The organism is Nocardioides panacisoli (assembly GCF_039537325.1).
In the GTDB taxonomy this organism is placed as follows: domain Bacteria; phylum Actinomycetota; class Actinomycetes; order Propionibacteriales; family Nocardioidaceae; genus Nocardioides; species Nocardioides panacisoli.
Map to the genome: position 1 here is coordinate 175447 of NZ_BAABAH010000001.1, position 19594 is coordinate 195040.

General features: G+C 70.4%; 23 protein-coding genes and 1 tRNA gene. 14 read left to right on the top strand and 10 right to left on the bottom strand.

All coding sequences use genetic code 11. The features are described from left to right. Nucleotides 1-19 precede the first annotated feature (19 nt). A complete protein-coding gene (locus tag ABD709_RS00850) occupies nucleotides 20-859 on the top strand; it encodes an HNH endonuclease (protein ID WP_344771877.1) in 840 nt (279 codons plus the stop codon). A 127-nt stretch (nucleotides 860-986) separates the two neighbouring features. On the opposite strand, the gene ABD709_RS00855 is transcribed toward ABD709_RS00850, so the two are convergent. Both ABD709_RS00855 and ABD709_RS00860 read right to left on the bottom strand, forming a co-directional pair. Next, on the bottom strand, nucleotides 987-2210 hold the full coding sequence (locus ABD709_RS00855) for an RtcB family protein (protein WP_425574999.1): 1224 nt from the start codon (nucleotides 2208-2210) through the stop codon (nucleotides 987-989). A gap of 66 nt (nucleotides 2211-2276) precedes the next feature. Continuing rightward, a tRNA-Arg gene (locus ABD709_RS00860) sits at nucleotides 2277-2350 on the bottom strand. 448 nt (nucleotides 2351-2798) lie between these two features. Between ABD709_RS00860 and ABD709_RS00865 the strand changes: the two genes are divergently transcribed. Then, on the top strand, nucleotides 2799-3989 hold the full coding sequence (locus ABD709_RS00865) for an excalibur calcium-binding domain-containing protein (RefSeq protein ID WP_344771878.1): 1191 nt from the start codon (nucleotides 2799-2801) through the stop codon (nucleotides 3987-3989). A 42-nt stretch (nucleotides 3990-4031) separates the two neighbouring features. Here the strand turns inward: ABD709_RS00865 and ABD709_RS00870 are convergent, their stop codons facing one another. From ABD709_RS00870 to ABD709_RS00880, 3 genes are read right to left on the bottom strand one after another with little or no spacing between them, the layout of a single operon-like run. Beyond that, nucleotides 4032-4673, bottom strand: a complete 642-nt coding sequence (locus ABD709_RS00870) for an endonuclease/exonuclease/phosphatase family protein (RefSeq protein WP_344771879.1) — start codon at nucleotides 4671-4673, stop codon at nucleotides 4032-4034. Nucleotides 4674-4712: 39 nt separating this feature from the next. After that, entirely contained in the window at nucleotides 4713-6392 is a 1680-nt protein-coding gene (locus tag ABD709_RS00875) for a formate--tetrahydrofolate ligase (RefSeq protein ID WP_344771880.1), read from the bottom strand. After that, entirely contained in the window at nucleotides 6393-6956 is a 564-nt protein-coding gene (locus tag ABD709_RS00880; protein WP_344771881.1) for a cyclodeaminase/cyclohydrolase family protein, read from the bottom strand. It lies immediately after the preceding gene. Nucleotides 6957-7126: 170 nt separating this feature from the next. Here ABD709_RS00880 and ABD709_RS00885 point away from each other — a divergent pair, with 170 nt between their 5' ends. Next, the gene (locus ABD709_RS00885; RefSeq protein WP_344771882.1) at nucleotides 7127-7969 is read left to right on the top strand and encodes a nuclease-related domain-containing protein; all 843 of its coding nucleotides are present in this window, start codon (nucleotides 7127-7129) and stop codon (nucleotides 7967-7969) included. Nucleotides 7970-7977: 8 nt separating this feature from the next. Here ABD709_RS00885 and ABD709_RS00890 read toward each other — a convergent pair whose 3' ends face one another. Then, nucleotides 7978-8496: a hypothetical protein gene (locus tag ABD709_RS00890; RefSeq protein WP_344771883.1), complete on the bottom strand. Its 519-nt coding sequence runs from the start codon at nucleotides 8494-8496 to the stop codon at nucleotides 7978-7980. 322 nt (nucleotides 8497-8818) lie between these two features. Between ABD709_RS00890 and ABD709_RS00895 the strand changes: the two genes are divergently transcribed. From ABD709_RS00895 to ABD709_RS00920, 6 genes are all read left to right on the top strand, one after another. Next, the gene (locus ABD709_RS00895) at nucleotides 8819-9115 is read left to right on the top strand and encodes a hypothetical protein (RefSeq protein ID WP_344771884.1); all 297 of its coding nucleotides are present in this window, start codon (nucleotides 8819-8821) and stop codon (nucleotides 9113-9115) included. A gap of 22 nt (nucleotides 9116-9137) precedes the next feature. Then, nucleotides 9138-9458: an Imm51 family immunity protein gene (locus tag ABD709_RS00900; RefSeq protein ID WP_344771885.1), complete on the top strand. Its 321-nt coding sequence runs from the start codon at nucleotides 9138-9140 to the stop codon at nucleotides 9456-9458. A gap of 27 nt (nucleotides 9459-9485) precedes the next feature. Then, the gene (locus ABD709_RS00905) at nucleotides 9486-9947 is read left to right on the top strand and encodes a YdeI/OmpD-associated family protein (protein ID WP_344771886.1); all 462 of its coding nucleotides are present in this window, start codon (nucleotides 9486-9488) and stop codon (nucleotides 9945-9947) included. A gap of 88 nt (nucleotides 9948-10035) precedes the next feature. Continuing rightward, a complete protein-coding gene (locus tag ABD709_RS00910; RefSeq protein ID WP_344771887.1) occupies nucleotides 10036-10374 on the top strand; it encodes a DoxX family protein in 339 nt (112 codons plus the stop codon). A 167-nt stretch (nucleotides 10375-10541) separates the two neighbouring features. Continuing rightward, nucleotides 10542-10679, top strand: coding sequence for a hypothetical protein (locus ABD709_RS00915; RefSeq protein ID WP_344771888.1), 138 nt, complete (start codon nucleotides 10542-10544; stop codon nucleotides 10677-10679). Further along, on the top strand, nucleotides 10676-11821 hold the full coding sequence (locus ABD709_RS00920) for a N(5)-(carboxyethyl)ornithine synthase (protein WP_344771889.1): 1146 nt from the start codon (nucleotides 10676-10678) through the stop codon (nucleotides 11819-11821). The genes ABD709_RS00915 and ABD709_RS00920 overlap by 4 nt, the downstream gene beginning before the upstream one ends. A gap of 12 nt (nucleotides 11822-11833) precedes the next feature. Here the strand turns inward: ABD709_RS00920 and ABD709_RS00925 are convergent, their stop codons facing one another. Both ABD709_RS00925 and ABD709_RS00930 read right to left on the bottom strand, forming a co-directional pair. Further along, nucleotides 11834-12511: a DUF6226 family protein gene (locus tag ABD709_RS00925; protein ID WP_344771890.1), complete on the bottom strand. Its 678-nt coding sequence runs from the start codon at nucleotides 12509-12511 to the stop codon at nucleotides 11834-11836. 59 nt (nucleotides 12512-12570) lie between these two features. Further along, the gene (locus tag ABD709_RS00930) at nucleotides 12571-13044 is read right to left on the bottom strand and encodes an SRPBCC family protein (RefSeq protein WP_344771891.1); all 474 of its coding nucleotides are present in this window, start codon (nucleotides 13042-13044) and stop codon (nucleotides 12571-12573) included. Between the two features lie 124 nt (nucleotides 13045-13168). Between ABD709_RS00930 and ABD709_RS00935 the strand changes: the two genes are divergently transcribed. Continuing rightward, nucleotides 13169-13660: a hypothetical protein gene (locus ABD709_RS00935; protein ID WP_344771892.1), complete on the top strand. Its 492-nt coding sequence runs from the start codon at nucleotides 13169-13171 to the stop codon at nucleotides 13658-13660. Between the two features lie 10 nt (nucleotides 13661-13670). Next, complete coding sequence (locus ABD709_RS00940; protein ID WP_344771893.1) at nucleotides 13671-14315, top strand: hypothetical protein; 645 nt, start codon at nucleotides 13671-13673, stop codon at nucleotides 14313-14315. 215 nt (nucleotides 14316-14530) lie between these two features. Here ABD709_RS00940 and ABD709_RS00945 read toward each other — a convergent pair whose 3' ends face one another. Continuing rightward, nucleotides 14531-15607, bottom strand: coding sequence for an amidohydrolase family protein (locus ABD709_RS00945; protein ID WP_344771894.1), 1077 nt, complete (start codon nucleotides 15605-15607; stop codon nucleotides 14531-14533). Nucleotides 15608-15704: 97 nt separating this feature from the next. Between ABD709_RS00945 and ABD709_RS00950 the strand changes: the two genes are divergently transcribed. Further along, the gene (locus ABD709_RS00950) at nucleotides 15705-16259 is read left to right on the top strand and encodes a CG0192-related protein (protein WP_344771895.1); all 555 of its coding nucleotides are present in this window, start codon (nucleotides 15705-15707) and stop codon (nucleotides 16257-16259) included. A 21-nt stretch (nucleotides 16260-16280) separates the two neighbouring features. Here ABD709_RS00950 and ABD709_RS00955 read toward each other — a convergent pair whose 3' ends face one another. Then, nucleotides 16281-17879, bottom strand: a complete 1599-nt coding sequence (locus ABD709_RS00955) for a TROVE domain-containing protein (RefSeq protein ID WP_344771896.1) — start codon at nucleotides 17877-17879, stop codon at nucleotides 16281-16283. A gap of 367 nt (nucleotides 17880-18246) precedes the next feature. Between ABD709_RS00955 and ABD709_RS00960 the strand changes: the two genes are divergently transcribed. Both ABD709_RS00960 and ABD709_RS00965 read left to right on the top strand, forming a co-directional pair. Then, nucleotides 18247-18588, top strand: coding sequence for a metallopeptidase family protein (locus ABD709_RS00960; RefSeq protein ID WP_344771897.1), 342 nt, complete (start codon nucleotides 18247-18249; stop codon nucleotides 18586-18588). Between the two features lie 101 nt (nucleotides 18589-18689). Further along, a complete protein-coding gene (locus tag ABD709_RS00965; protein WP_344771898.1) occupies nucleotides 18690-19502 on the top strand; it encodes a hypothetical protein in 813 nt (270 codons plus the stop codon). The last annotated feature ends 92 nt before the right edge of the window (nucleotides 19503-19594 follow it).

Genomic DNA, 19594 nt, shown 5'->3' on the forward strand with positions numbered 1-19594 from the left:
TACCGAATACCGTCCATGCATGGACGCCGAGACCTTGGTGCTCCTGATCGCGACGCTTGCCGCCGGGATAGGGGCAGGATCGTTCGGGCTGATTATGGTCAGGCTGAACGCGCGCCACCGACGTGCTGTGCTTGCTCACAGCGTCGCACTGGCCGAGCTCGCCAAGTTGAATACTGCGTATGCGCCTCGCCTGCAGGCCCCGCCCCCCGCTGCATATGAATTTGTCGACGCCGTTAGTTCCAAAGCGAAGTATGACCGGTACGACCTGCGGAAGTTCTTCCTCGGACAGTTGTCCACGTTTGAGCAGGAGATTCAGCCGAAGATCGATCAGCGCTTGTTCTCCTGGGCCGCCTACCAGGAGTACATGATGCACCGCGCGAGTCTGGCGGACGCCCATCTGGGCAAGTCATCCGCCGATGAGATCGGGCGGTCAGCCTTTGTAAGGATCGAGCGGAAGCAATTTGACACGATGACCCTGACGAGCCCGTACAGTCCGATGCATATGCGTTGTGCCGTAACGTATACGAGTCCCCAGGGCAGGAATTCGTACGGGAGGGCGCTCGACTTTTCGGTTGAGGACATGCGCCGTGGGCTCGAAGAGTTGCGGACCATTCGCGAAACGCGATCCACCACTCATTTCCTGCGTCAGCAAGAGCGCAATCGGATGACTGACCGTCTGAGGGCGGACGTCTTGCGACGCGATGGTTATCGGTGTCGAATGTGCGGCGCTTCCTCGGAGGACGGCATTCGACTACACGTGGACCACATTGTCGCGGTTAGTAATGGGGGAACAACCGTAACGGAGAATCTGCAGACACTTTGTCAGGCCTGCAACCTAGGCAAGAGCAATCGATTCTGACGCAGATCCGCTCGCGTCATCGCAAAGCCGCGTCCAAGCCACAATGTACTGCGCGACCAACGGCGCCCGCAGTGCCCTGCGCTGGTACGACTTGTGGCCGGCCGCGGCAGCGGCCGGCCACGGGTCTTCAGCCCTTCACGCACATGAGCGTCGTGAGCTTCGCGACGACCTCGACGAGGTCGGTCTGCGCCTCGATCACGGACTCGAGGTCCTTGTAGGCGCCGGGGATCTCGTCGAGAACGCCCTTGTCCTTGCGGCACTCCACGCCGGCGGTCTGCGCAGCCAGGTCGTCGACGGTGAAGGTCCGCTTGGCATGGTTGCGCGACATCCGGCGGCCCGCGCCGTGGGACGCGGAGCAGTAGGACTGCTCGTTGCCGAGGCCCTTGACGACGTACGAGCCGGTGCCCATCGATCCGGGGATCAGACCGTACTCGCCCGCGCCGGCCCGGATCGCGCCCTTGCGGGTGACGATCAGGTCGACGCCGTCGTAGGTCTCCTGCGCCACGTAGTTGTGGTGCGCGGAGATCTGCTCGCCGAACCTCACCTCGACACCGCGCGCCGCGAACTCCCGGGCGACCACCTCGCAGAACAGCGCCATCATCACGGCGCGGTTGCGGGCGGCGTACTCCTGAGCCCAGTACAGGTCGCGGAGGTAGGCCTCCATCTCCTTGGTGCCGGACAGGAACACCGCCAGGTCGCGGTCGGGCAGACCGAGGTTGTGTTCCAGGCCCTTGGCCTCATGGATGTGGCGCTCGGCGAGCTCCTTGCCGATGTTGCGGCTCCCGGAGTGCAGCATCAGCCAGACCTGGCCGGTCTCGTCGGACGTCAGCTCGATGAAGTGGTTGCCGCCGCCCAGCGAGCCCATCTGCTGCTTCGCCTTGCGCTCGCGGTCCTGTACGCCGCCGTGGAACTCGCCGAAGCGGCGCCAGAAGCGGTCCCAGCCTGCGAACCGCCCGTGATTGAGCTTGAGCCGGTTCACGTCGGGCGCCAAGGAGTGCGCGGCGAAGCCGACCGGGATCGCCTTCTCGACGGCCAGGCGCAGTGCGTGCAGGTCGTCGGGGAGGTCGGCCGTGGTCAGGCTCGTGCGCACCGCCTGCATGCCGCAGCCGATGTCGACACCCACCGCGGCGGGGGAGACGGCGTTGCGCATCGCCACGACCGAGCCGACCGTCGCGCCCTTGCCGAGGTGGACGTCGGGCATCACGCGGACGCCCTCGACCCACGGCAGCCGCGAGATGTTGCGCAGCTGGTCCATCGCGGCCTGCTCGACGTCCTCGACGCGCGCCCACATCAGGGTCTCTGCCTGGGCGCCGGGCAGGCGCAAGGGCAGCTCGGTCTGCATGGTGTCCATCGTGATCTGCCTCCTTCGGGTCTCGTGACGGTCGCTTCGCGACCTCCTCGACCAACGGTCGTGAAGTACCCCCTCCGGGAGTCGAACCCGGGACCTCCGCGTTCGTAGCGCGGCGCTCTGTCCGGCTGAGCTAAAGGGATGGGGTGAGGGGCGCTGTGGTCAGCAGCTGGGGTGTTCGGCGTCCCGGCGCCGGGGCCCGGAGAGGTACTCGCACCGGGCAGCGTGCAGGGCGCGGACCGCTGGGCGGTTCGCGTGCATCCTTCGCTGCTCGGTGGTCATGGTGCTCTCCATTCCGTTGCCGGCCGAGTGGGCCGGCGACGGATGAAACATAAGGCCCGCCTCGTCACTCGGGCTAACGGGTTATTCGAGGGCCTCAGCCTGCGCCGCGACTTGGTCCTAAATGACTAGACCACTGGTCACGCCGAATAGTTCGCTCCGGTTTGGCTGCGCGAAGCCCCGAACGGTCTTTACCTTTCTCCGGTCGGTTGCGCCTCGACCTCTGGGTGCCACCGCGCAACGCATCCAGCTCAATGCGGACGCTCCGGACGCCTGGGCTGCTCTCAACTTCCACACCAAGGACACATCGCAGTGAAGCTCCTCAAGCCCGCCCTCGTGGTCGCCGCAGCCCTCGCCACGGTGGGCTTCGCCGTACCGGCTCCCTCGGCTGTCGCCAGGGACATGGACTGCAGTGACTTCCCGAGCCAACGAGCCGCGCAGATCTACTTCCTGAACCACGGGGGACCGCAATCCGACCCCGATCGCCTCGACGCTGACGGCGACGGGATCGCCTGCGAGGACAATCCGGCGCCGTACTACTACGGCACGACCCTTCCGGGTGGGGGCGGAGGCGGAGGAGACCAGCAGCCGCAGATCACGAACGTGCACTCGACAGTTCGGCTCGCCGTTCGGCCAGGCAAGCGGATCGCGGGTGAGCTTTATCGGCTGACGGCGTCGGTCCGCCCTGCGATCAGCCGGGAGATCGTGGTCCAGCGCAAGGTCAACGGACGCTGGAGGAACTTCGCTCACGGAACCACCGGTGGGCGCGGCGTGATCACTGGAACCTTCAAGGCCCCCAGGACGTCGACGGCGTACCGCGCGGTCGTGCAGCAGGTCACCAAGGGCAACAAGCGGTACTCCGCTGCGACCAGCCGGACGCGCACTCTTGCCATCCAGCGGCAGCGGGTCTCTCTCAGCTTCGATGATCACAGCGTCGCTGAAGGTGCCAGGGTTCAGGCGCGCGTCCGCGCGACTCCTGTTCGGGCCGGCCGCCCCGTGGTTCTGCAGGCACGGTCAGGAGGCACCTGGCGAACTGTCAGCAGAGCCCGCGTCAATCGTCGCGGCCAAGCCGAGTTCGCCGTCACCGCGAATCTGGGCACGGACGCCTACCGGGCAGTCGCCCTGCGCCATCGAGGAGCAGCGCCCGAGCAGTCGCGCGTCAGGATGCTCACTGCCACCGACCAGACGCCTCCGCCGACGCCGACCAACCTGGTCGCCGTCCCGGGCGACGGCACGGTCCAGCTCAGTTGGTCTCAGGTCACTCCAGCTGACTTCTCCCACAACGAGGTTTGGGTGCGGACCGACTCAACGGCGTGGTCGCTCTACACGACCACCGGCGCGCAGAGTGTCGACGTCACAGGGCTCCAGAACGACGTGACCTACTGGTTCTCCGTTAGCAGCGTGGACCTCCGCGGAAACGCGTCTGCGAAGTCCACTGCGGTGTCGGCGATGCCAACCGCGGTCGCTCCGCGCGCCCGCGTCGCCGCTCCGGCGGCTCGCTGACGTAGGCCGACGCAAGCGCCGGCGCCGGCGGTGAGGCGCACCTCAGGTGCGGTGGACCTCGACGACGTATGCGTCATGGTCCGAGAGCAGAACACCGTTGCACTCAGCCCGGTGGTGCTCGACCTCAAGGGTGCTCCATGAGGTCGGCACGGCGATGTGGTCGATGGTGAGGTCGGATCCCTCCTGGTGGACCAGCGCGGTCGTTGTGATGACGAGGCCCAGCCGCATGGCCGCTGACCAAAGGAGCGTCCGGCTTGTCGGCGCGACGGCGTACCCCGTGGGCGCGAACGACGTGTTCCAGTCTCCGCCCCAGATCCTCGGTGCAGCAGCAGCGATCGCGTCGACGGCGTATGCCGTTCGGTCGCCGTCGTTGTCGCCGCCCCACGGGTACCAACGGCCCGACCCTTGCCAGGGCAGCACCGACGAGCAGACCCGGAGTCCGTCGACCGTCGCGAGCGCCGCGGCCGGGTGCGGATCGGCGAGTCCGGTGACCTCGGTAGCGAAGACGCCGGCCCAGGCTCGACCCGGAACCATGGGCTCGGTCGTGCGGTGTCCTCGCATGCCTGGGATGTCGACCTGGTCGGGCACCTCGGTCATTAGCAGGACGTCACACTCGAGACGGGCCACGAGGTCGCGGTGGCGTGCGTCCCAGCGGCCGTCGAGATTCCACGTGCCGATGCGCATGGCACAGGATGGCGCGACGCCCCGACGGGCGTAGCGAGTTCACGACAAGCCGACGATCGTCCCGTCGTCGAGCAGGTCGATGCCGGCGGCGGCGGGCTTGGCGGGGAGGCCGGGCATCGTCATCACGTCCCCACACACGAGTACGACGAACCCGGCGCCCGCAGCCAGTCGAACCTCACGCACGTGCAGGTCGTGGCCGGTGGGGGCGCCGCGGAGTGCGGGGTCGACGGAGAACGAGTACTGGGTCTTGGCGATGCAGACGGGCAGGTCGCCGTACCCGTCGGCCTCGAGGCGCTCGAGCCGCCGCTTGGCCTTGACGTCCCAGGTGACGACGGACGCGCCGTACAGCCGGTGGGCGATCGTCTCGGCCTTGTCCTTGAGCGGGAGCGAGTCGGGGTAGGTGAACGAGAACGTCGACTCACCGGCGTTGTCGAGCAGGTCGAGCACGCCCTTGGCCAGGTCGGTGGCGCCGGTGCCGCCGTCGGCGAAGTGGGTGGCGGGGTACGCGCGGACGCCGAGCTCGTCGACCAGCTCGACCACGCGGGCGACCTCAGCGTCGGTGTCGGTCGGGAAGCGGTTGAGCGCGACCACGCACGGGATGCCGTAGACCTCGCGGACGTTGCGCAGGTGCCGCTCGATGTTGGCCATGCCGCGCTCGATCGCGCCGAGGTCCTCCTTCGCGATGTCGGGCATGTTGACCCCGCCGTGGAACTTCAGCGCCCGGACGGTGGCCACGACGACGGCGGCGTCGGGGCGGAGGCCGGACTTGCGGCACTTGATGTCGACGAACTTCTCCGCGCCGAGGTCGGCGCCGAAGCCGGCCTCGGTGACGACGAAGTCCGCCAGCCGCAGGGCGGCCTTGGTGGCGATGACCGAGTTGCAGCCGTGCGCGATGTTGGCGAACGGGCCACCGTGCACGAAGACCGGCGTGTGCTCGAGTGTCTGCACGAGGTTGGGCGCGAGGGCGTCGCGCAGCAGTACCGCCATGGCGCCGTGAGCCTCGAGGTCGCGGGCGGTCACCGGCTTCTTGTCGCGCGTGTAGCCGATCACGATGTCGCCGATCCGCTGCTTGAGGTCGGCCCAGGACTCGGTCAAGCAGAGGATCGCCATCAGCTCGGAGGCGACGACGATGTCGAAGCCGTTCTCGCGCGGGTACCCGTTCGCCGTACCGCCGAGGCCGACGACGATATCGCGCAGCGCCCGGTCGTTGAGGTCGACGACGCGTCGCCAGTCCACGGCCCGTACGTCGATCCCGAGCGCGTTGCCGTGGTGGATGTGGTTGTCGATCAGCGCTGCCAGCAGGTTGTTCGCGGCGGCGAGCGCGGCGAAGTCGCCGGTGAAGTGCAGGTTGATGTCGGTCATCGGCACGACCTGGGAGTAGCCGCCGCCGGCGGCGCCGCCCTTCATGCCGAAGACCGGGCCCATCGACGGCTCGCGCAGGCAGGCCATCGCCTTGTTGCCGAGCCCGCGCAGCGCGTCCGCGAGCCCGACCGTGGTCGTTGTCTTGCCCTCGCCGGCCGGCGTCGGCGAGATCGCCGTCATCAGGATCAGCTTGCCGAGCGGCCGCTCGTGGAGCGACTGGACGTAGCCGAGGTCGACCTTCGCCTTGTGGTGGCCGTACGGGACCAGGTGGTCCGCGTCGATGCCCAGCTCGTCCTGGGCAACCTGGATGATCGGACGCAGCTCAGCCGCGTTCGCGATCTCGATGTCCGACAGCATTCATGCCCTCCCCTTCATCACACCCATCCGTCGCAGGAGCCGCTCCCGCTCCTCGGAGTCCGGCAGGGTGCGGACGTTGGACTCCACGTTCATCCGCGCGATCGCCGACGCCGTCCGCGCCACCTCGGCGGCGGCGACCAGGTCGGACGCCAGCCCGGGCCGGGGCGCGGCGGCGTGCCGCAGCTGGTCGATGAGGACCAGTACGTCGACCGCGGTCTCGACGAGCCGCGCCTGCGGCTCGGAGGCCGCGAGCAGCGCGTCGTTGATCGCGGCGCGTCGGTCGGCGTCGTGCTCCGAGCCTCGCGGCAGCTTCCACGCCGCGGCGACCGCACCGAACGCTCGCTCGTCGTCGGCCATCAGCCGCTGGGCCTCGTCGACCAGGCCCTCGGCCCGCTCGGCCAGCTCCTCGGTGTCGCAGTAGCGCGCGACCATCGCGACCAGCGCCGCCGCCTGCGCCGTGCACAGCGCCGCGACGGAGCCGCCCGCCGGGGTCGGTGTCCGGGCGGCCAGGCGGTTCAGGAAGTCGGTGAGCTCGCCGCCGTCGACGTCGTCGTCGTGCGCCACCCGGCCACGCTAACCCTGTGAGCGCTCGCTGCCACCCGTTCGCGGCAAGCCGCGCCTGACCTTCCCGGCGGCAAGGACCAGGGGCACCCGATCTCGGCTTTGCCGGACAGCCGGCCGCATTTTGCTTACGGTGCGTGCGAGGGTCGGCTGGCACAGCTGGTGGGGGAGACATGGCGGGAGAATCCGCGGCGGAGTCCGCACGCCGGATGAGAGAGCGGGCGACGCGGTTGCACCAGTCGGCGCAGCGCTATGAGCGTGGCGCTGAGGGCGAGCGGGCCACGGCCGCCGTGCTCGGCGAACTGCCGCCGGCCGATTGGACGGTCTTCCACGACATCCGGTGGCCAGGACGCCGGTTCGCGAACGTCGATCACGTCGTCGTCGGTCCGCCCGGAGTGTTCGCTATCGACAGCAAGAACTGGTCCGGGCGCCTCGACGTACAGGACGACACCCTTCGACAGGACGGACGGCGGCGCGACAGCACGGTTGCCGGCGCGACTCAGGGTGCGATCGCCATTGGTCAGATGACGCGGAGCGTCCCACCACGGTTGGTGGTGCCGGTGTTGTGCTTCGTTCGAGATGCCGAGGTCACGGGCAGCGCGAAGGGTGTTCTGCTGTGCTCGACCTCGAATCTGGTCGAGATGCTGAGCACGCGCGAGCCCCAACTGAACCCGGCGCAACGCCAGCAGGTTTGCTTCGACCTCAAGGCTGCCTTGCGGCCGGCGACCGAACGCAGTGTGCATCGAGAACCCCGGCGGTCAGCTGCGACAAACAAACCAGCCGGCCGGCGGACCCGGCCCGCGCGAGCGAAGTCGTCCGGGCGCGCGGGCCGGGCTCTCTTGGGGCTGGCCACAGCAGTGGCGATCGGTTTCACAGGGGTGGCCCTCGTCAATACCGACCTGCCGAACGCATTCGGCCGGGCTCTCGTCTCATTGGTGGACGACACGCATCACTCTGACCCAGCCAAGGACAAGCCGGGGCATCCGGGTCCGAGCGGCAAGGCGGGGCGTCGCTGAGCTCCCTGTCAGCCGCAGCTGTCGCAGACGCCGGTGGGGAGCAGCGCCATGTTGCACGTCGGGCAGACCTTCACGGCCGGGGGATTGGCCTTTGCCTTGCGGGCCGCGGACGCGGCGTACTTGGGGGTGAGGGCGGCCCGGCCGCCGTCGGCCGGAAGGTCCGTCGCATTGGCCCAGCGGTAGCACTCGAGCCGCGCCTGCGCGGCGTGCTTCTCCCGCTTCATCGGGTCGTCGATGGGGGCGACGCCGGTGGCGACCAGTACGGCGTCGTACCCGTCGCCGACCATGCCGGTGTCCTTGCGCACGACGAGCGACGTCAGCGGCGGGATGCCCTCGTCGACGCACCGTTTCGCGACGTCCTCGAGCACGCCGCTGATCCAGTTCCGGACGGCCTTCGTCGTCATCAGGCCGCTGTGCTCCTGGATGTCGTTGCCGAGCTGGGTGTACTCGATGACGGCGTTGTAGCGGCCGGCGACGTCCCCCAGGATCTTGTACGCACTCTCTGCCCAGGTCTCGCGGTCGCTCATGCTCGGTCGTCCTCTGCTGATGCTCCGCCCGGGTGCTGACCGCTCCCGATGCTCGAGGTCGTGCCGCCGACGCACCGACAGGGCCGAGCCGACATACCCAGTGTGCCCCTGATCAGCCCGGCTTGCTGCATCGAGAACGCCGCCGGGGGCTGCGACGGTGGTGACGGCCGTTGGTCCACCACCTTCACCACCGCGCGTGTCAGCCCTTCACGCACGTGAGCGCGGGGAGCTTCGCGGCTGCCCGTCTAGTCGTATCGAGCCATGGCTCAGGCGGCACGGTAGCGGGATGCTGAGGGGACCGATCGATTCTCAGGAGGACGCCATGTCCGGCTTCGTGCAGATCATCGAGTTCACGACCACCCGCATTGACGAGGTGAAGGCCCTCGGTGAGGAGATGCGGGCCAGCTCGAACACGGGTCTGGTCGTCCGCGGCACCTTCACCGCGGACCGCGACCGCCCGAACACCTACCTGAACATCATCGAGTTCGACTCTTACGACTCGGCCATGGAGAACTCCAACCGCTCGGAGACCAGCGAGTTCGCGGCGAAGATGATGGAGCTGTGCGACGGTCCGCCGACGTTCCGCAACCTCGACGTGATGGACACGTGGGACAGCTGACCCGGCGAGCGGGGCTCGGGGAGTGACCCGCTCGAAGCTGGTCGAGTACGGCGGCGGCCACTCGCTGGTCTTCGCCTGCGGCGGGCTACCGGCCGACGACGCGATCATCGCCGCGGGGCACGAACCGAACGGCTACTTCTGGGAGGGCGTCGCGACCCTGCTCGCGCCCGACCTGGTCGCGAAGCTCGACCTGGACTCCGAGGCGGACATGTTCAGCGCCGCGGGACCGCGCGCGGACCTGCTGCGTCTGCAAGCGGTCCTCGAACCGCATCTCGACGATCCCGCGTCGGTTCGCGCGTTGATCGATCGCGCCGGGGCCGATGGGTTCCAGTTCGACGACTGAGCGCTGCTCGAACCGTACGATCCGCGCATGGGCAGCCTGAGCTTCCGTACGACGCTGGTCCCTCGCGGGCCGGCGGCCGCCGTCGTCCTCGACGACGACCAGGTCGCCGAGCTGGGCCAGGGGAAGAAGCGGTTCCCGGTCGCGGCGACGGTGAACGGCTACACGTGGCGCACGAGCGTCGCGCGGATGGGCGGCGAATTCCTGGTCGGGCTCAACCGCGAGGTGCGGGCCGGCGCCGGTGTCGAGGCGGGCGACGAGGTCGACGTCGTTCTCGCGCTCGACGAGGAGCCGCGCGAGGTCGAGGTGCCGGCCGAGCTGGCCGCGGCACTCGCGGACGACCTGACCGCCAAGGCGGCGTACGACGGGCTGGCGTTCACCCATCGCAAGGAGTACGCGCGGTGGATCACCGAGGCGAAGCGCGACGAGACGAAGGCGCGGCGGGTGGCGCAGGCGCTCGAGATGCTGCGCGAGGGGAAGACCAGGAGCTGAGGGGGCCGGAGGTTTCGAGGCTCGGCGCTGGGGCGCCTCGCACCTCAACCACCGGCGGACGTGGGACCCTGCTGAGTCAGGAGGACTCATGGACACCTTGCTCTCGATCCTGGTCGCGGCCACGTTCCTGTTCAGCGGCTCGATCAAGGTGTTCGGCGTGCCGCAGAGTCTGGCGGTCCGTGATCACCTCGGCGTACCGCCCGGGCTGTGGCGGTTGATCGGGGTGCTCGAGCTGCTCGGGGCGGTCGGCGTACTGGTCGGGCTCGGCGTGGGCTGGGTCGGTACGGCGGCGCTGGTCGGGCTGGCGGTGCTGATGATCGGCGCGCTCGGGTCGCGGCTGCGGGTGCGGGACACGGCGGTGATGCTCGCCGTGGACGTCATGACGCTGGCGCTGGTCGTCGCCGCGCTCGTCGTACATGTGGCGTAGTGGGCTCAAGGGTCTCGTGACGGTCGCTTCGCGACCTCCTCGACCACCGGGAGGGTCGCTGCGCGACCTCCTCGACCACCAAGGCCTCTGGGTCTCGATACGCCCACCGAATGGGGCGTAGTGTCGGCTCACGGAGCCATTCAGGCTTCCTCTCAGAGAGACTCGCCATGAGCGACAAGTCGCCGCGTCAGAACATGTCCAAGAAGTCCGCGAAGTCCATCAAGGAGAAGCGCGCGGAGAAGCGGGCGAAGGGCGACCACGACACCACGTTCACCGAACAGATGCACCCGGCGAAGAAGAAGTGACACTGCTGACCCTCGGGGTCATCGGCTCCTCTGCCAAGGAGAACGAGCACCGGCTCCCGCTGCACCCGGACCACCTCCCGCACCTCGATGCGGACATCCGGGAGCGGATGACGCTCGAGCACGGGTACGGCGCCCGGTTCGGGGTCGCGGACGATGCGCTCCTGCCGCACGTCGCAGGCTTCGCCTCGCGGGACGAGATCCTCACCGGGTCGGACGTCGTGGTGCTGCCGAAGCCGCAGCACTCGGACGTCGCCAGCATCGGTGAGGGCAAGGTGCTGTGGGGGTGGCCGCACTGCGTGCAGGACGCCGAGCTGACCCAGATCGCGATCGACCGCCGGCTGACGCTGATCGCCTTCGAGGCCATGAACCACTGGACCGTGGACGGCTCCGTCGGGCTGCACGTGTTCCACAAGAACAACGAGCTGGCGGGCTACTGCTCGGTGATCCACGCGCTCCAGCTGGCCGGTCTGACCGGCGACTACGGCCGGCGGATGAACGCGGTGGTGATCGGGTTCGGTGCTACCGCCCGGGGCGCGGTGACCGCGCTCAATGCCCACGGCGTGCACGAGGTCGCGGTGCTCACCAACCGGGCCGTCGCGGCCGTCGGGTCGCCGATCCACTCGGTGCGGATCCGCCAGTTCGAGCACGATGACGACGCGACCAAGCCGAGCCACGTGATCACCGAGCGGGGCCGCGAGCCGCTGCCGGCGTACCTCGCCCAGGCCGACATCGTCGTCAACTGCACCTTCCAGGACCCCACGAAGCCGCTGATCTTCCTGTACGACGAGGATCTGGACGCCTTCCGGCCGGGCAGCGTGATCGTCGACGTGTCGTGCGACCTGGGCATGGGCTTCAGCTGGGCCAAGCCGACGACGTTCGACGACCCGGCGTTCGTGGTGGGGGACAACGTCCTCTACTACGCCGTGGACCACAGCCCGTCGTACCTCTGGAACTCCGCGACCTGGGAGAACAGCCACGCGCTGATCCCGTTCCTGCGGCCGGTGCTCGAAGGCGCTGCCAGCTGGGATACCGAGGAGACGCTGGCGCGGGCCATCGAGATCCGCGAAGGTCAGGTCGTCAACCCGGCGATCCTGGAGTTCCAGGGACGCTCGGCGGAGGCGCCGTACGCCGTGCAGCGCTGACCTCGCCGGCCGTCAGCCGAACCAGGCGCGCCCGACGAAGGCCTCGGTGCCCGGTGGCAGCTCGACGGTCTCGCCTCCGGCCAGGCGACGGCAGCGCTCGGTGATGTCGTGGAAGTCCGGTGCTCCCGGGGTGCCGCCGACCGAGGAGCCGTCCGGGGACCACTCGGCCTGCCAGCCCGGACCACGGAGCACGACGAGCGGGCCGCCCACGATCCGGGCGACGGTCTCGTCGATCGTCGTGAGCAGGTCCGCGGAGCCCGAGTCGCAGGCGTCGCAGCCGCAGTCGGGCAGGCTCTGGACGACGATCTCGGGACGGCCGACGCCGATCCGCAGGACCGGCAGGCTGCCCTCCTCCGCGGTGAGCCTGACGTCCAGCTCGAGGAGATAGAGCGGCAGCGTGCCCGCCCGCTCGGAGGTGAGGCGGGTGCCGCTGACGAAGATCCGGTGCGGGTCGGGCTCGACGTCGGACTCCGCGAGCGGCGCTGCGGTGACGCCGGGAACGGCTCCCAGCTCCGCAGCCCACAGCCGCGACCGCTCCTGGACGATCCGGTAGCGGCCGCCGTCGGTGACGCGGGAGTACTCCTCGTCCGCGGGGCTGCTCATCCCCGGGTGCGGGTCGGGCCAGGGGGGCAGGTCGAGCTCCCGGTAGCGCTGCGCCACCCGCCCGCCCACGTCCGCCACGCTGTTCATGCTGCGGACCCTAGGCCGCGAGGATCTCCCCGGCCGAACGGGTTCTGCAGGGCCGGGCGTCAGCCGTTGGTAGCCGCCTCGGCCTCGGCGACCGCCTTGATCCGCTCGAGGGTCTTGCGCATGCCGTTCTCGTTGGTCTTGCCGCGGAGCTTGCCGAGCAGCGCCCAGTAGACCTTCAGTACGCCGCGCTGCTCGAGCTGGAAGGACTCGGTGACGTCGGTGCCGCCGTCGTCGGTGGGGGTGAGCTCGTAGCGCCAGTTGTTCACGCGCGCGCCGCCGCCGTACACCCCGAAGCCGAAGTCGCGCTCGGGCTCGCACGAGGTGACCTTGCACTTGGTCCAGTAGATCGGCCCGACGCCGTTGCGCTTGACGTGGCCGCGGAAGTGGGCGCCGACGGCCGGGCCGGTCGCGCCGTCGAGCCACTCCGCCTCGAAGGTCTCCGGGCTGAACTCGCCGATCCGGGTGACGTCGCTGACGAGGTCCCAGACGACCTTGGCCGGCGCGTTCATGTGGACGGTCACGGATCCCTGCATGGGTGGACAGTAGCGGGCGCATGCGATGCGATAGGTCACAGGCTCTGACCCGTCTCTCCGGCCCGGTACTGGGCACTGCACACCTATGACCAACGACAAAGCAGCAGAGGCCCGTGAGGGCTTTGTGGACAAGATCGCCGGCAAGGCGAAGGAAGTCGCTGGTGCGGTGACCGGCAAGGGCGAGCTGGTCGAGGAGGGACAGCTGCAGCAGGCCGAGGCCGACAAGCGCCGTGAGGCGGTCGCCGACGCGGCCATCGCCGATGCCGAGCGCAAGGAGGCCGTCCAGGACCTCCGAGAGACCACGGCCGAGACGGCTCAGCAGGAGCGCGCCGCCGAGGAGCGGGCCGAGCAGCAGGAGTCGGAGATCGAGCGCCGGCGTCGGCAGGAGGAGGCCGCGGCGGAGCAGGCAGCGGCCACTCAGGCAGCGCAGGGCGCCGCCGAGGCCGAGGCCGACGCCGACCAGGTGGCCGCCTCGCGGGCCGAGGAGGCCGAGCACCTCGCCGCGGACGCCGAGATCACCGAGCAGCAGGGCGTCGCCGAGCGCGAGCAGCTGCAGCGCGAGGCCGCCTTGGCCGACCAGCGCGCCGCCGAGCTGCGCGCCGAGACCGAGAAGTGAGGAGCAGACGATGATCAAGAACCTGATCGCCCTTCCCTACGAGGTCGCGCGACGACCTCTCGACGTCGTCGGCAAGCTCGCCGAGCGGCTGCCGGACAACTCCTACGCCCGGCTGAGCGTCGACCGCACGCTCGGTACGGCGGATCGGCTCGCCGGCACCGTGCTCCGCAACGACGACATCAGCCAGCGCGGGTCCGAGCGGCTCGAGCGATCCAGCCGGCTCGCCGCCGCGGCCGATCTCGAGCAGCACGCCGCGTCGAAGCGGAAGTACGCCGACAAGACCGTCACGACCGCTCGCAAGGAGGCCGCGGCCAAGCGCGAGGAGGCGCAGGACCGCGTGACCACCGGTCTCGAGGAGGCCGACGAGGTCGAGCTGCGCGAGAAGCAGCAGGCCGAGGCGCGGGCGCGGAAGACCGCCGCCGAGAAGAAGGCGGAGGCCGAGCGTCTCGCCGCCGCGCGCGAGGAGCAGGTCGGGCATGACGAGCAGCGGGTGAAGACCGCGGCTGCGGCGAAGCGGCAGGCCGCGCAGCGCCGTACGAAGAAGGAGCTGGACGAGGCCCGGGAGACCGAGCAGGAGGCCAGCGAGAAGCGGGCCGACGCCGAGCGGCTCGAGGAGCTGACCGAGGCGAAGAAGGCGGCGCGGAAGGCGGACTGAGGTCGGCTGTAGCCCCGGGGGTCTCGTGACGGTCGCTGCGCGACCTCCTCGACCACCGGGGCTTGCGGGTCTCCTCGACCACCGGGGCCGTCGACCACCGGGGCTTGCGGGTCTCCTCGACCACCGGGGCCGTCGACCACCGGGGCTTGCGGGTCTCCTCGACCACCGGGGCCGTCGACCACCGGGGCTTGCGGGTCTCCTCGACCGTCGGGGCTCTAGAGGCGGTAGGTGGCGATCGCGTTGTCGCGGAAGACCTTGCGCAGGAGGTCGGGGCCTCGGGGCGCGAGGAGGTCGACCAGGGCGCCGACGATCGCCGGGTACGTCGTGATCGACTTGTCCATCGGGTAGTTGGAGCCGAAGACGAGCCGGTCCTCGCCGAAGACGTCCGTGGTGTGGTCGACCAGCGGACGCACCTTCTCCGCGAGCTGCTCGCGGGAGAGCCCGGGCTCGCGATGGCCGAGGCTGGGGAACGCGATACCGGAGTGCTTGGCGACCACGTTGGGGCATGCGGCGACCTCGGCGATCGCATCCCGCCATCGATCGAGGAGCGCCGCGCGGTCGGACGGCGTACGGGCCGTCGACCTGCCCATCGGTCCCATCACGCCGACCGGCGGGCCGTAGTGGTCGAGGACGATCGTGGTGTCGGGGTACTCCTTCGCCAACGTGACGACCTCACCGAGCTGGTGGGAGTAGACGTAGGAGTCGAAGGTCAGGCCGCGCTCGGCAAGCGCGGCGAAGCCGCGCAGGAAGGCGGACGACTTCATCACGCCGTCCTCGTCGATCCAGTTCTTCACGCCCTTGTCCGGGTGCCAGGTCGTCATGAACCGGACGCCGCGGAACCTCCCGCTCGCCGCGGCGTGGGCGTCGAGGAGGTCGGCGAAGCCCGGCTCGCGCGGGTCCGCCTCGGCGACGATCGCGGCGAGCCGCGGGTTGCCGTCCCGTCCGAACGGCAGCGTCTCGAGCCACTCCGTCTCCCCGACCGGGCTGCCCTCGTGCCAACCGCACTGGATGTGGATCGCGGCCTCGACCGGTACGCCGACCGCGGCCACCGTGCCGGCGACGTCGGCGGCGTAGTCCGCCGGCAGATAGGGCCGCGCCGCGTGCCGGGCCGTCAGGATCAGCTCGCGCGTGCCCCGGTCGAGCACGACCGGCAGCAGCCGATCCATCAGCCGCGGCGCCCGGTCATAGAGCGGCGCGAGCCTCGACGCCTCCCGCGGTGTGGTGAACGGGTCCCACTGGTGGATGTGGGCGTCGATGATGCTCGGCACGATCCCGGACAGGCTCTGTGTCATGGGGACGAGTGTGCCGAACTGCCATTTCTCGTCGTTCCGCTGCCACTTGCTCGTCGTGGCGCGCGCGGTCGGGCGCCCGCTCGCTAACGTCCGCGGCATGGCCCTGCTGTACGACGCGACGCTCACGCCCACCAAGCTCGAGGTGCTGGAGGGGTGGGTGCCGACGCAGCCGTGGGGCGCCGACGCGGCGGACGGGCTCGAGCTGGTCGGCCGGTTCCGGTTCGACGACCCGGACGGCGAGGTCGGGATCGAGGCGTTCGTCGTGCGGACCGCCGGTGGGACCGTGCTGCACGTGCCGCTGACCTACCGCGGGGCGCCGCTCGAGGGCGCGACCCTGGTCAGCACCATGGAGCACTCCGTGCTCGGCCACCGCTGGGTGTACGACGCCCTGACCGACCCGGTCTACGGGGCCGTGCTGGCCGACGTGATCGCGACCGGCGCCCGGGAGGCGATGCAGTACCTCCACCAGGACGACGGCCCGCCGACCGAGTACCCCTCGTCCATCCGGGCGTGGGGCGTCCCGAGCCTCGACGACGACCCGACGGTCGAGGTGCTCCGGGTCGTCGACCTCGACGCCGTCACGCCGGCGGACGGCGTACTCCTCGCCGAGTGGGAGGGCCTGGCGGCGCCGGTCGTGCTGGCGACGGCGTGAGGCCCCCGACCCCCCGAGGGGTCAGAGGCCGCACGCGAACTCGGTGATCAGCGACGGCACCGAAGCGTCGAAGCCGACCACGTCGAGCATGCCCGGGTCCGAGGGGTCCGCGATGCTGAACTCCGTGGCGGTCATGCCCACGACGATCAGCTTCGCGTCGATCCCGGAACGCCGGCGGTACTCCGCCAGCGCCTGGTGCGGGTGCACCGCACCGGCCCAGGTCTCGTTGTCGGTGTAGACGACGAACGTGTCGACCTCCAGCTGCTTCTCCGTCGCGTGGACCATCGGCAGCGCGCAGTCGGTGCCGCCGTACGGCATCGCGTCGACGACACGCAGGGCGTCGTCGAGGCGCTGCCGCGGCGAGATCCGCAGCGGCGCCAGCACGCCCTCGCGCCAGCTCCGGGAGCCGGCCCGCGTCGTGAAGCCGACCGCCGTCGCCGACGGCTCGGTCGCGAGCTGGACCAGCGCCAGGGCAGCCGAGGCCTCCCGAGCGGTGATCGGCAGACCCGAGATCGACTGCGTCATCGAACCGGAGACGTCGACCGCCAGCAGGGTGCGCTTCCCGGACCGCTCGACCGCGCCGAACGCCGCGTAGAACGCTGCGTCGAGCGCGTCGACGACCTTCCGGGTCGGCTCCCAGCGCGCGTCACCGCGCGCCGAGCGACCGGACGCGTAGGTCCGCTGCGCCACCAGCACGTTGACCGGGTGCACGCGCGCCGAGCGCAGCCGCGCCGGGTCGGTCAGCTGTACGACGACCTCGTCGGTGCGGCCGCCCAGGTCGGGCAGCATGCCCAGCCGGGTCAGCCGCGGCAGCTGACGCAGCAGCGCCGTCTGCGGCACACCGGTGTCGAGCAGCGCGTCCCACACGGCCACCTCGCCGAGGGCGGCGTCGGGGAGCATCTCCCACGACAGTCCGTACTCGCGCACGAGCGCCGCCCAGGCCGACGCGTCGCCGACCTGCTGGGCACGCACGAAGCCCTCGACCAGCCGCGGCGTCCGCTCACCGAGCGAGCCGCGCACGATCCAGTCGAAGGTGTCCTTCAGCTCCGGCACCGCCGTCTCCGGGTGCGCCAGGCGCAGCAGGTCACGGTGCGACCAGCCCTCGCGCTGGCGGTACTTCACCACCTGGTAGGCGAGCGCGTCCGGCTCCTTGGCGGTGTACCAGCCACCCACGGCACGCCGCAGGCCACGGCCCCAGCCGCGGAACTGCTCGACGTACGCCGCGAACAGGAACAGGTGCGTGCCCGTCTGGGCGACGTCCGGCAGCGCCGCGAGGGCCAGCTGCGCGGACTCCCCGTACGCCGTCGCGAGCGCGAGGGCGAACAGGGCCGGGTTCTGCTTCGGAGCAGCGCCCGAGCGCGAGACCTCGACGATCGTGGCGACCAGGGTCTCCGGGTCCTCCACGGCCATCCGCGCGACGACCTCCGCGTTGGCGCGAGCCAGCTCGCGCGGCGCGGCGTAGTAGGTGCCACCGTCGACACCCAGCACCAGGAACCGGCGCAGCCGGGCCACGTCGTCCAGGGTGAAGGCGTAGCCGCCCGCGGCATTGCGCCGCTGGCGGGGGTCGGCCCGCTCGGACTGGGGCGTCCGGCGCAGGCCGAGCGTTCGCAGAACGTCCATGGTGCTCCTCCTTCGGCGGGTGGTGTGGCGGGACGAGGGCGGGGGCGGGCGTGGGGTGCGGACCGGGCGTGCCCGGTTGCCCGGGTGGCCCTCCTCACGAGGGCCGTCACTGAAGAGGTGAGAGAGAACCGATCTGCTTCGGCCCGCCACCGCTCTCGTCGTACGGGTGCGAACGGGCGTGGTGTGCCCTCCGGAAGACGGCGTACGCCGCCGGCGGAACCGAGGGGGACTCGAACCCAAACCGCCATGGACCGGGTTAACCGAAGTGCTCCGGCCCGCTCGCGCATCAGAGGCTAGGGGCCGGTGCGGCCGGCGCCCTAACGGGTTTCCGGCGGTCCTGTTACCGGCCCTGGCGGACACTTGCCCGGTGATCGAGGTGGAGCCGGTGCGGTTCGAGGAGATGGTCGCGGAGGCGCTCGACGGTCTGCCCGAGGAGCTCGGGCGGATCATGAGCAACGTCGCCGTCACCGTCGAGCACGGGCCGGGCCGCCGCGGGTTGCTCGGGCTCTACCAGGGCATCCCGCTGACGCGGCGGACGACGACGTACGCCGGGGTGCTGCCGGACCGGATCACGATCTTCCACCACGCGATCTGCGCGATCTGCGACACCGAGGAGCAGGTCGTGGAACAGGTACGGCGAACGGTGGTGCACGAGATCGGGCACCACTTCGGGATCGGGGACGCGCGGCTGCGCGAGCTCGGCTGGTGAGACTTCCATGTCGGAGTCCTCAGGTGCTGGGTCTTGAGTGCCGAAGGGGCGCATAGGTGGTGCACTCGGCGCTGCCTCCCTGCACCTCAGGAGCCTCACTGATGAAGCGCATCAACCGGGCCGCCGCGGCCTCCTTCGCCGCCGCGGTCGCCCTCGGCATCAGCTCGCCCGCCGCCATCGCCGACCCCGGCCACGGGCAGGGCGGCGGTCACGGCGGTCACGGCACGCACGGTGGCGGTGGACAGTCGTCGCAAGGCGGCAAGTTCGCCCACGACCAGAAGCACGCCCTCGACCAGATCGCCCGGCTGGACCGGCAGATCGGCAAGGCGCTCGACGACTCGCGGCTGCGCAAGCTGGCGCCGGTCCACGACGTCGACGTGAAGTCGGCGGTGCTGGCCAACGGCGCCGCGGACTCTGCCGCGCTCGCGGACCTCGCCGTGACCGTCCAGGCGGCGGCGCCGGGCTTCGACTTCGGCGCAGTGCGCGACCAGCTGCGGTCGGTGCGGCCGGAGAACTACCGGATCGTCGTCAACGCGCTGCGCCGCGCGGCCCGGCTTGCTGCCGCGGCCGACGCCGCCGGCGCGACCGACGTGTCCGCGGCTGTCGACGCGGCGGTCGCGCAGGCGCTGGCGCTCAACGCCAGCTCGTCCAAGGCGGACGTCCAGACGCTCGTCGGCGCGCTGGCCGACGCCGAGGACCAGCAGGACGGCACCGACGACTCCGGTGACGATGACGGCACCGACGGCACCGACGGCACCGACGACGGCACCGACGACAACGGCACCGACGACGGCACCGACGACGACGGCACCGACGACGGCTCGGACGACAACGGCACCGACGACGGCTCGGACGACAACGGCACGGACGACGGCGGTGCGGACGACGGCGGTGCGGACGACGGCACCCCCTGATCCGATCTGATCCGCGGGCGTCACCATCGGGCGGTGGTGGCGCCCGCGTTCCATCTCGGGCCTTTGGGGCCCGCCGCCGACCCACCGGACTG

Excerpts from the sequence above, each read along its gene's own strand:
- ABD709_RS00875 (WP_344771880.1), bottom strand. The coding sequence starts at position 6,392 with ATGCTGTCGGACATCGAGATCGCGAACGCGGCTGAGCTGCGTCCGATC.
- ABD709_RS00895 (WP_344771884.1), top strand. The coding sequence starts at position 8,819 with ATGTCCGGCTTCGTGCAGATCATCGAGTTCACGACCACCCGCATTGAC.
- ABD709_RS00965 (WP_344771898.1), top strand. The coding sequence starts at position 18,690 with ATGAAGCGCATCAACCGGGCCGCCGCGGCCTCCTTCGCCGCCGCGGTC.
- ABD709_RS00955 (WP_344771896.1), bottom strand. The coding sequence starts at position 17,879 with ATGGACGTTCTGCGAACGCTCGGCCTGCGCCGGACGCCCCAGTCCGAG.
- ABD709_RS00910 (WP_344771887.1), top strand. The coding sequence starts at position 10,036 with ATGGACACCTTGCTCTCGATCCTGGTCGCGGCCACGTTCCTGTTCAGC.
- ABD709_RS00870 (WP_344771879.1), bottom strand. The coding sequence starts at position 4,673 with ATGCGCATCGGCACGTGGAATCTCGACGGCCGCTGGGACGCACGCCAC.
- ABD709_RS00885 (WP_344771882.1), top strand. The coding sequence starts at position 7,127 with ATGGCGGGAGAATCCGCGGCGGAGTCCGCACGCCGGATGAGAGAGCGG.
- ABD709_RS00855 (WP_425574999.1), bottom strand. The coding sequence starts at position 2,210 with ATGGACACCATGCAGACCGAGCTGCCCTTGCGCCTGCCCGGCGCCCAG.
- ABD709_RS00940 (WP_344771893.1), top strand. The coding sequence starts at position 13,671 with ATGATCAAGAACCTGATCGCCCTTCCCTACGAGGTCGCGCGACGACCT.
- ABD709_RS00850 (WP_344771877.1), top strand. The coding sequence starts at position 20 with ATGGACGCCGAGACCTTGGTGCTCCTGATCGCGACGCTTGCCGCCGGG.
- ABD709_RS00950 (WP_344771895.1), top strand. The coding sequence starts at position 15,705 with ATGGCCCTGCTGTACGACGCGACGCTCACGCCCACCAAGCTCGAGGTG.
- ABD709_RS00925 (WP_344771890.1), bottom strand. The coding sequence starts at position 12,511 with ATGAACAGCGTGGCGGACGTGGGCGGGCGGGTGGCGCAGCGCTACCGG.
- ABD709_RS00905 (WP_344771886.1), top strand. The coding sequence starts at position 9,486 with ATGGGCAGCCTGAGCTTCCGTACGACGCTGGTCCCTCGCGGGCCGGCG.
- ABD709_RS00915 (WP_344771888.1), top strand. The coding sequence starts at position 10,542 with ATGAGCGACAAGTCGCCGCGTCAGAACATGTCCAAGAAGTCCGCGAAG.
- ABD709_RS00930 (WP_344771891.1), bottom strand. The coding sequence starts at position 13,044 with ATGCAGGGATCCGTGACCGTCCACATGAACGCGCCGGCCAAGGTCGTC.
- ABD709_RS00945 (WP_344771894.1), bottom strand. The coding sequence starts at position 15,607 with ATGACACAGAGCCTGTCCGGGATCGTGCCGAGCATCATCGACGCCCAC.
- ABD709_RS00890 (WP_344771883.1), bottom strand. The coding sequence starts at position 8,496 with ATGAGCGACCGCGAGACCTGGGCAGAGAGTGCGTACAAGATCCTGGGG.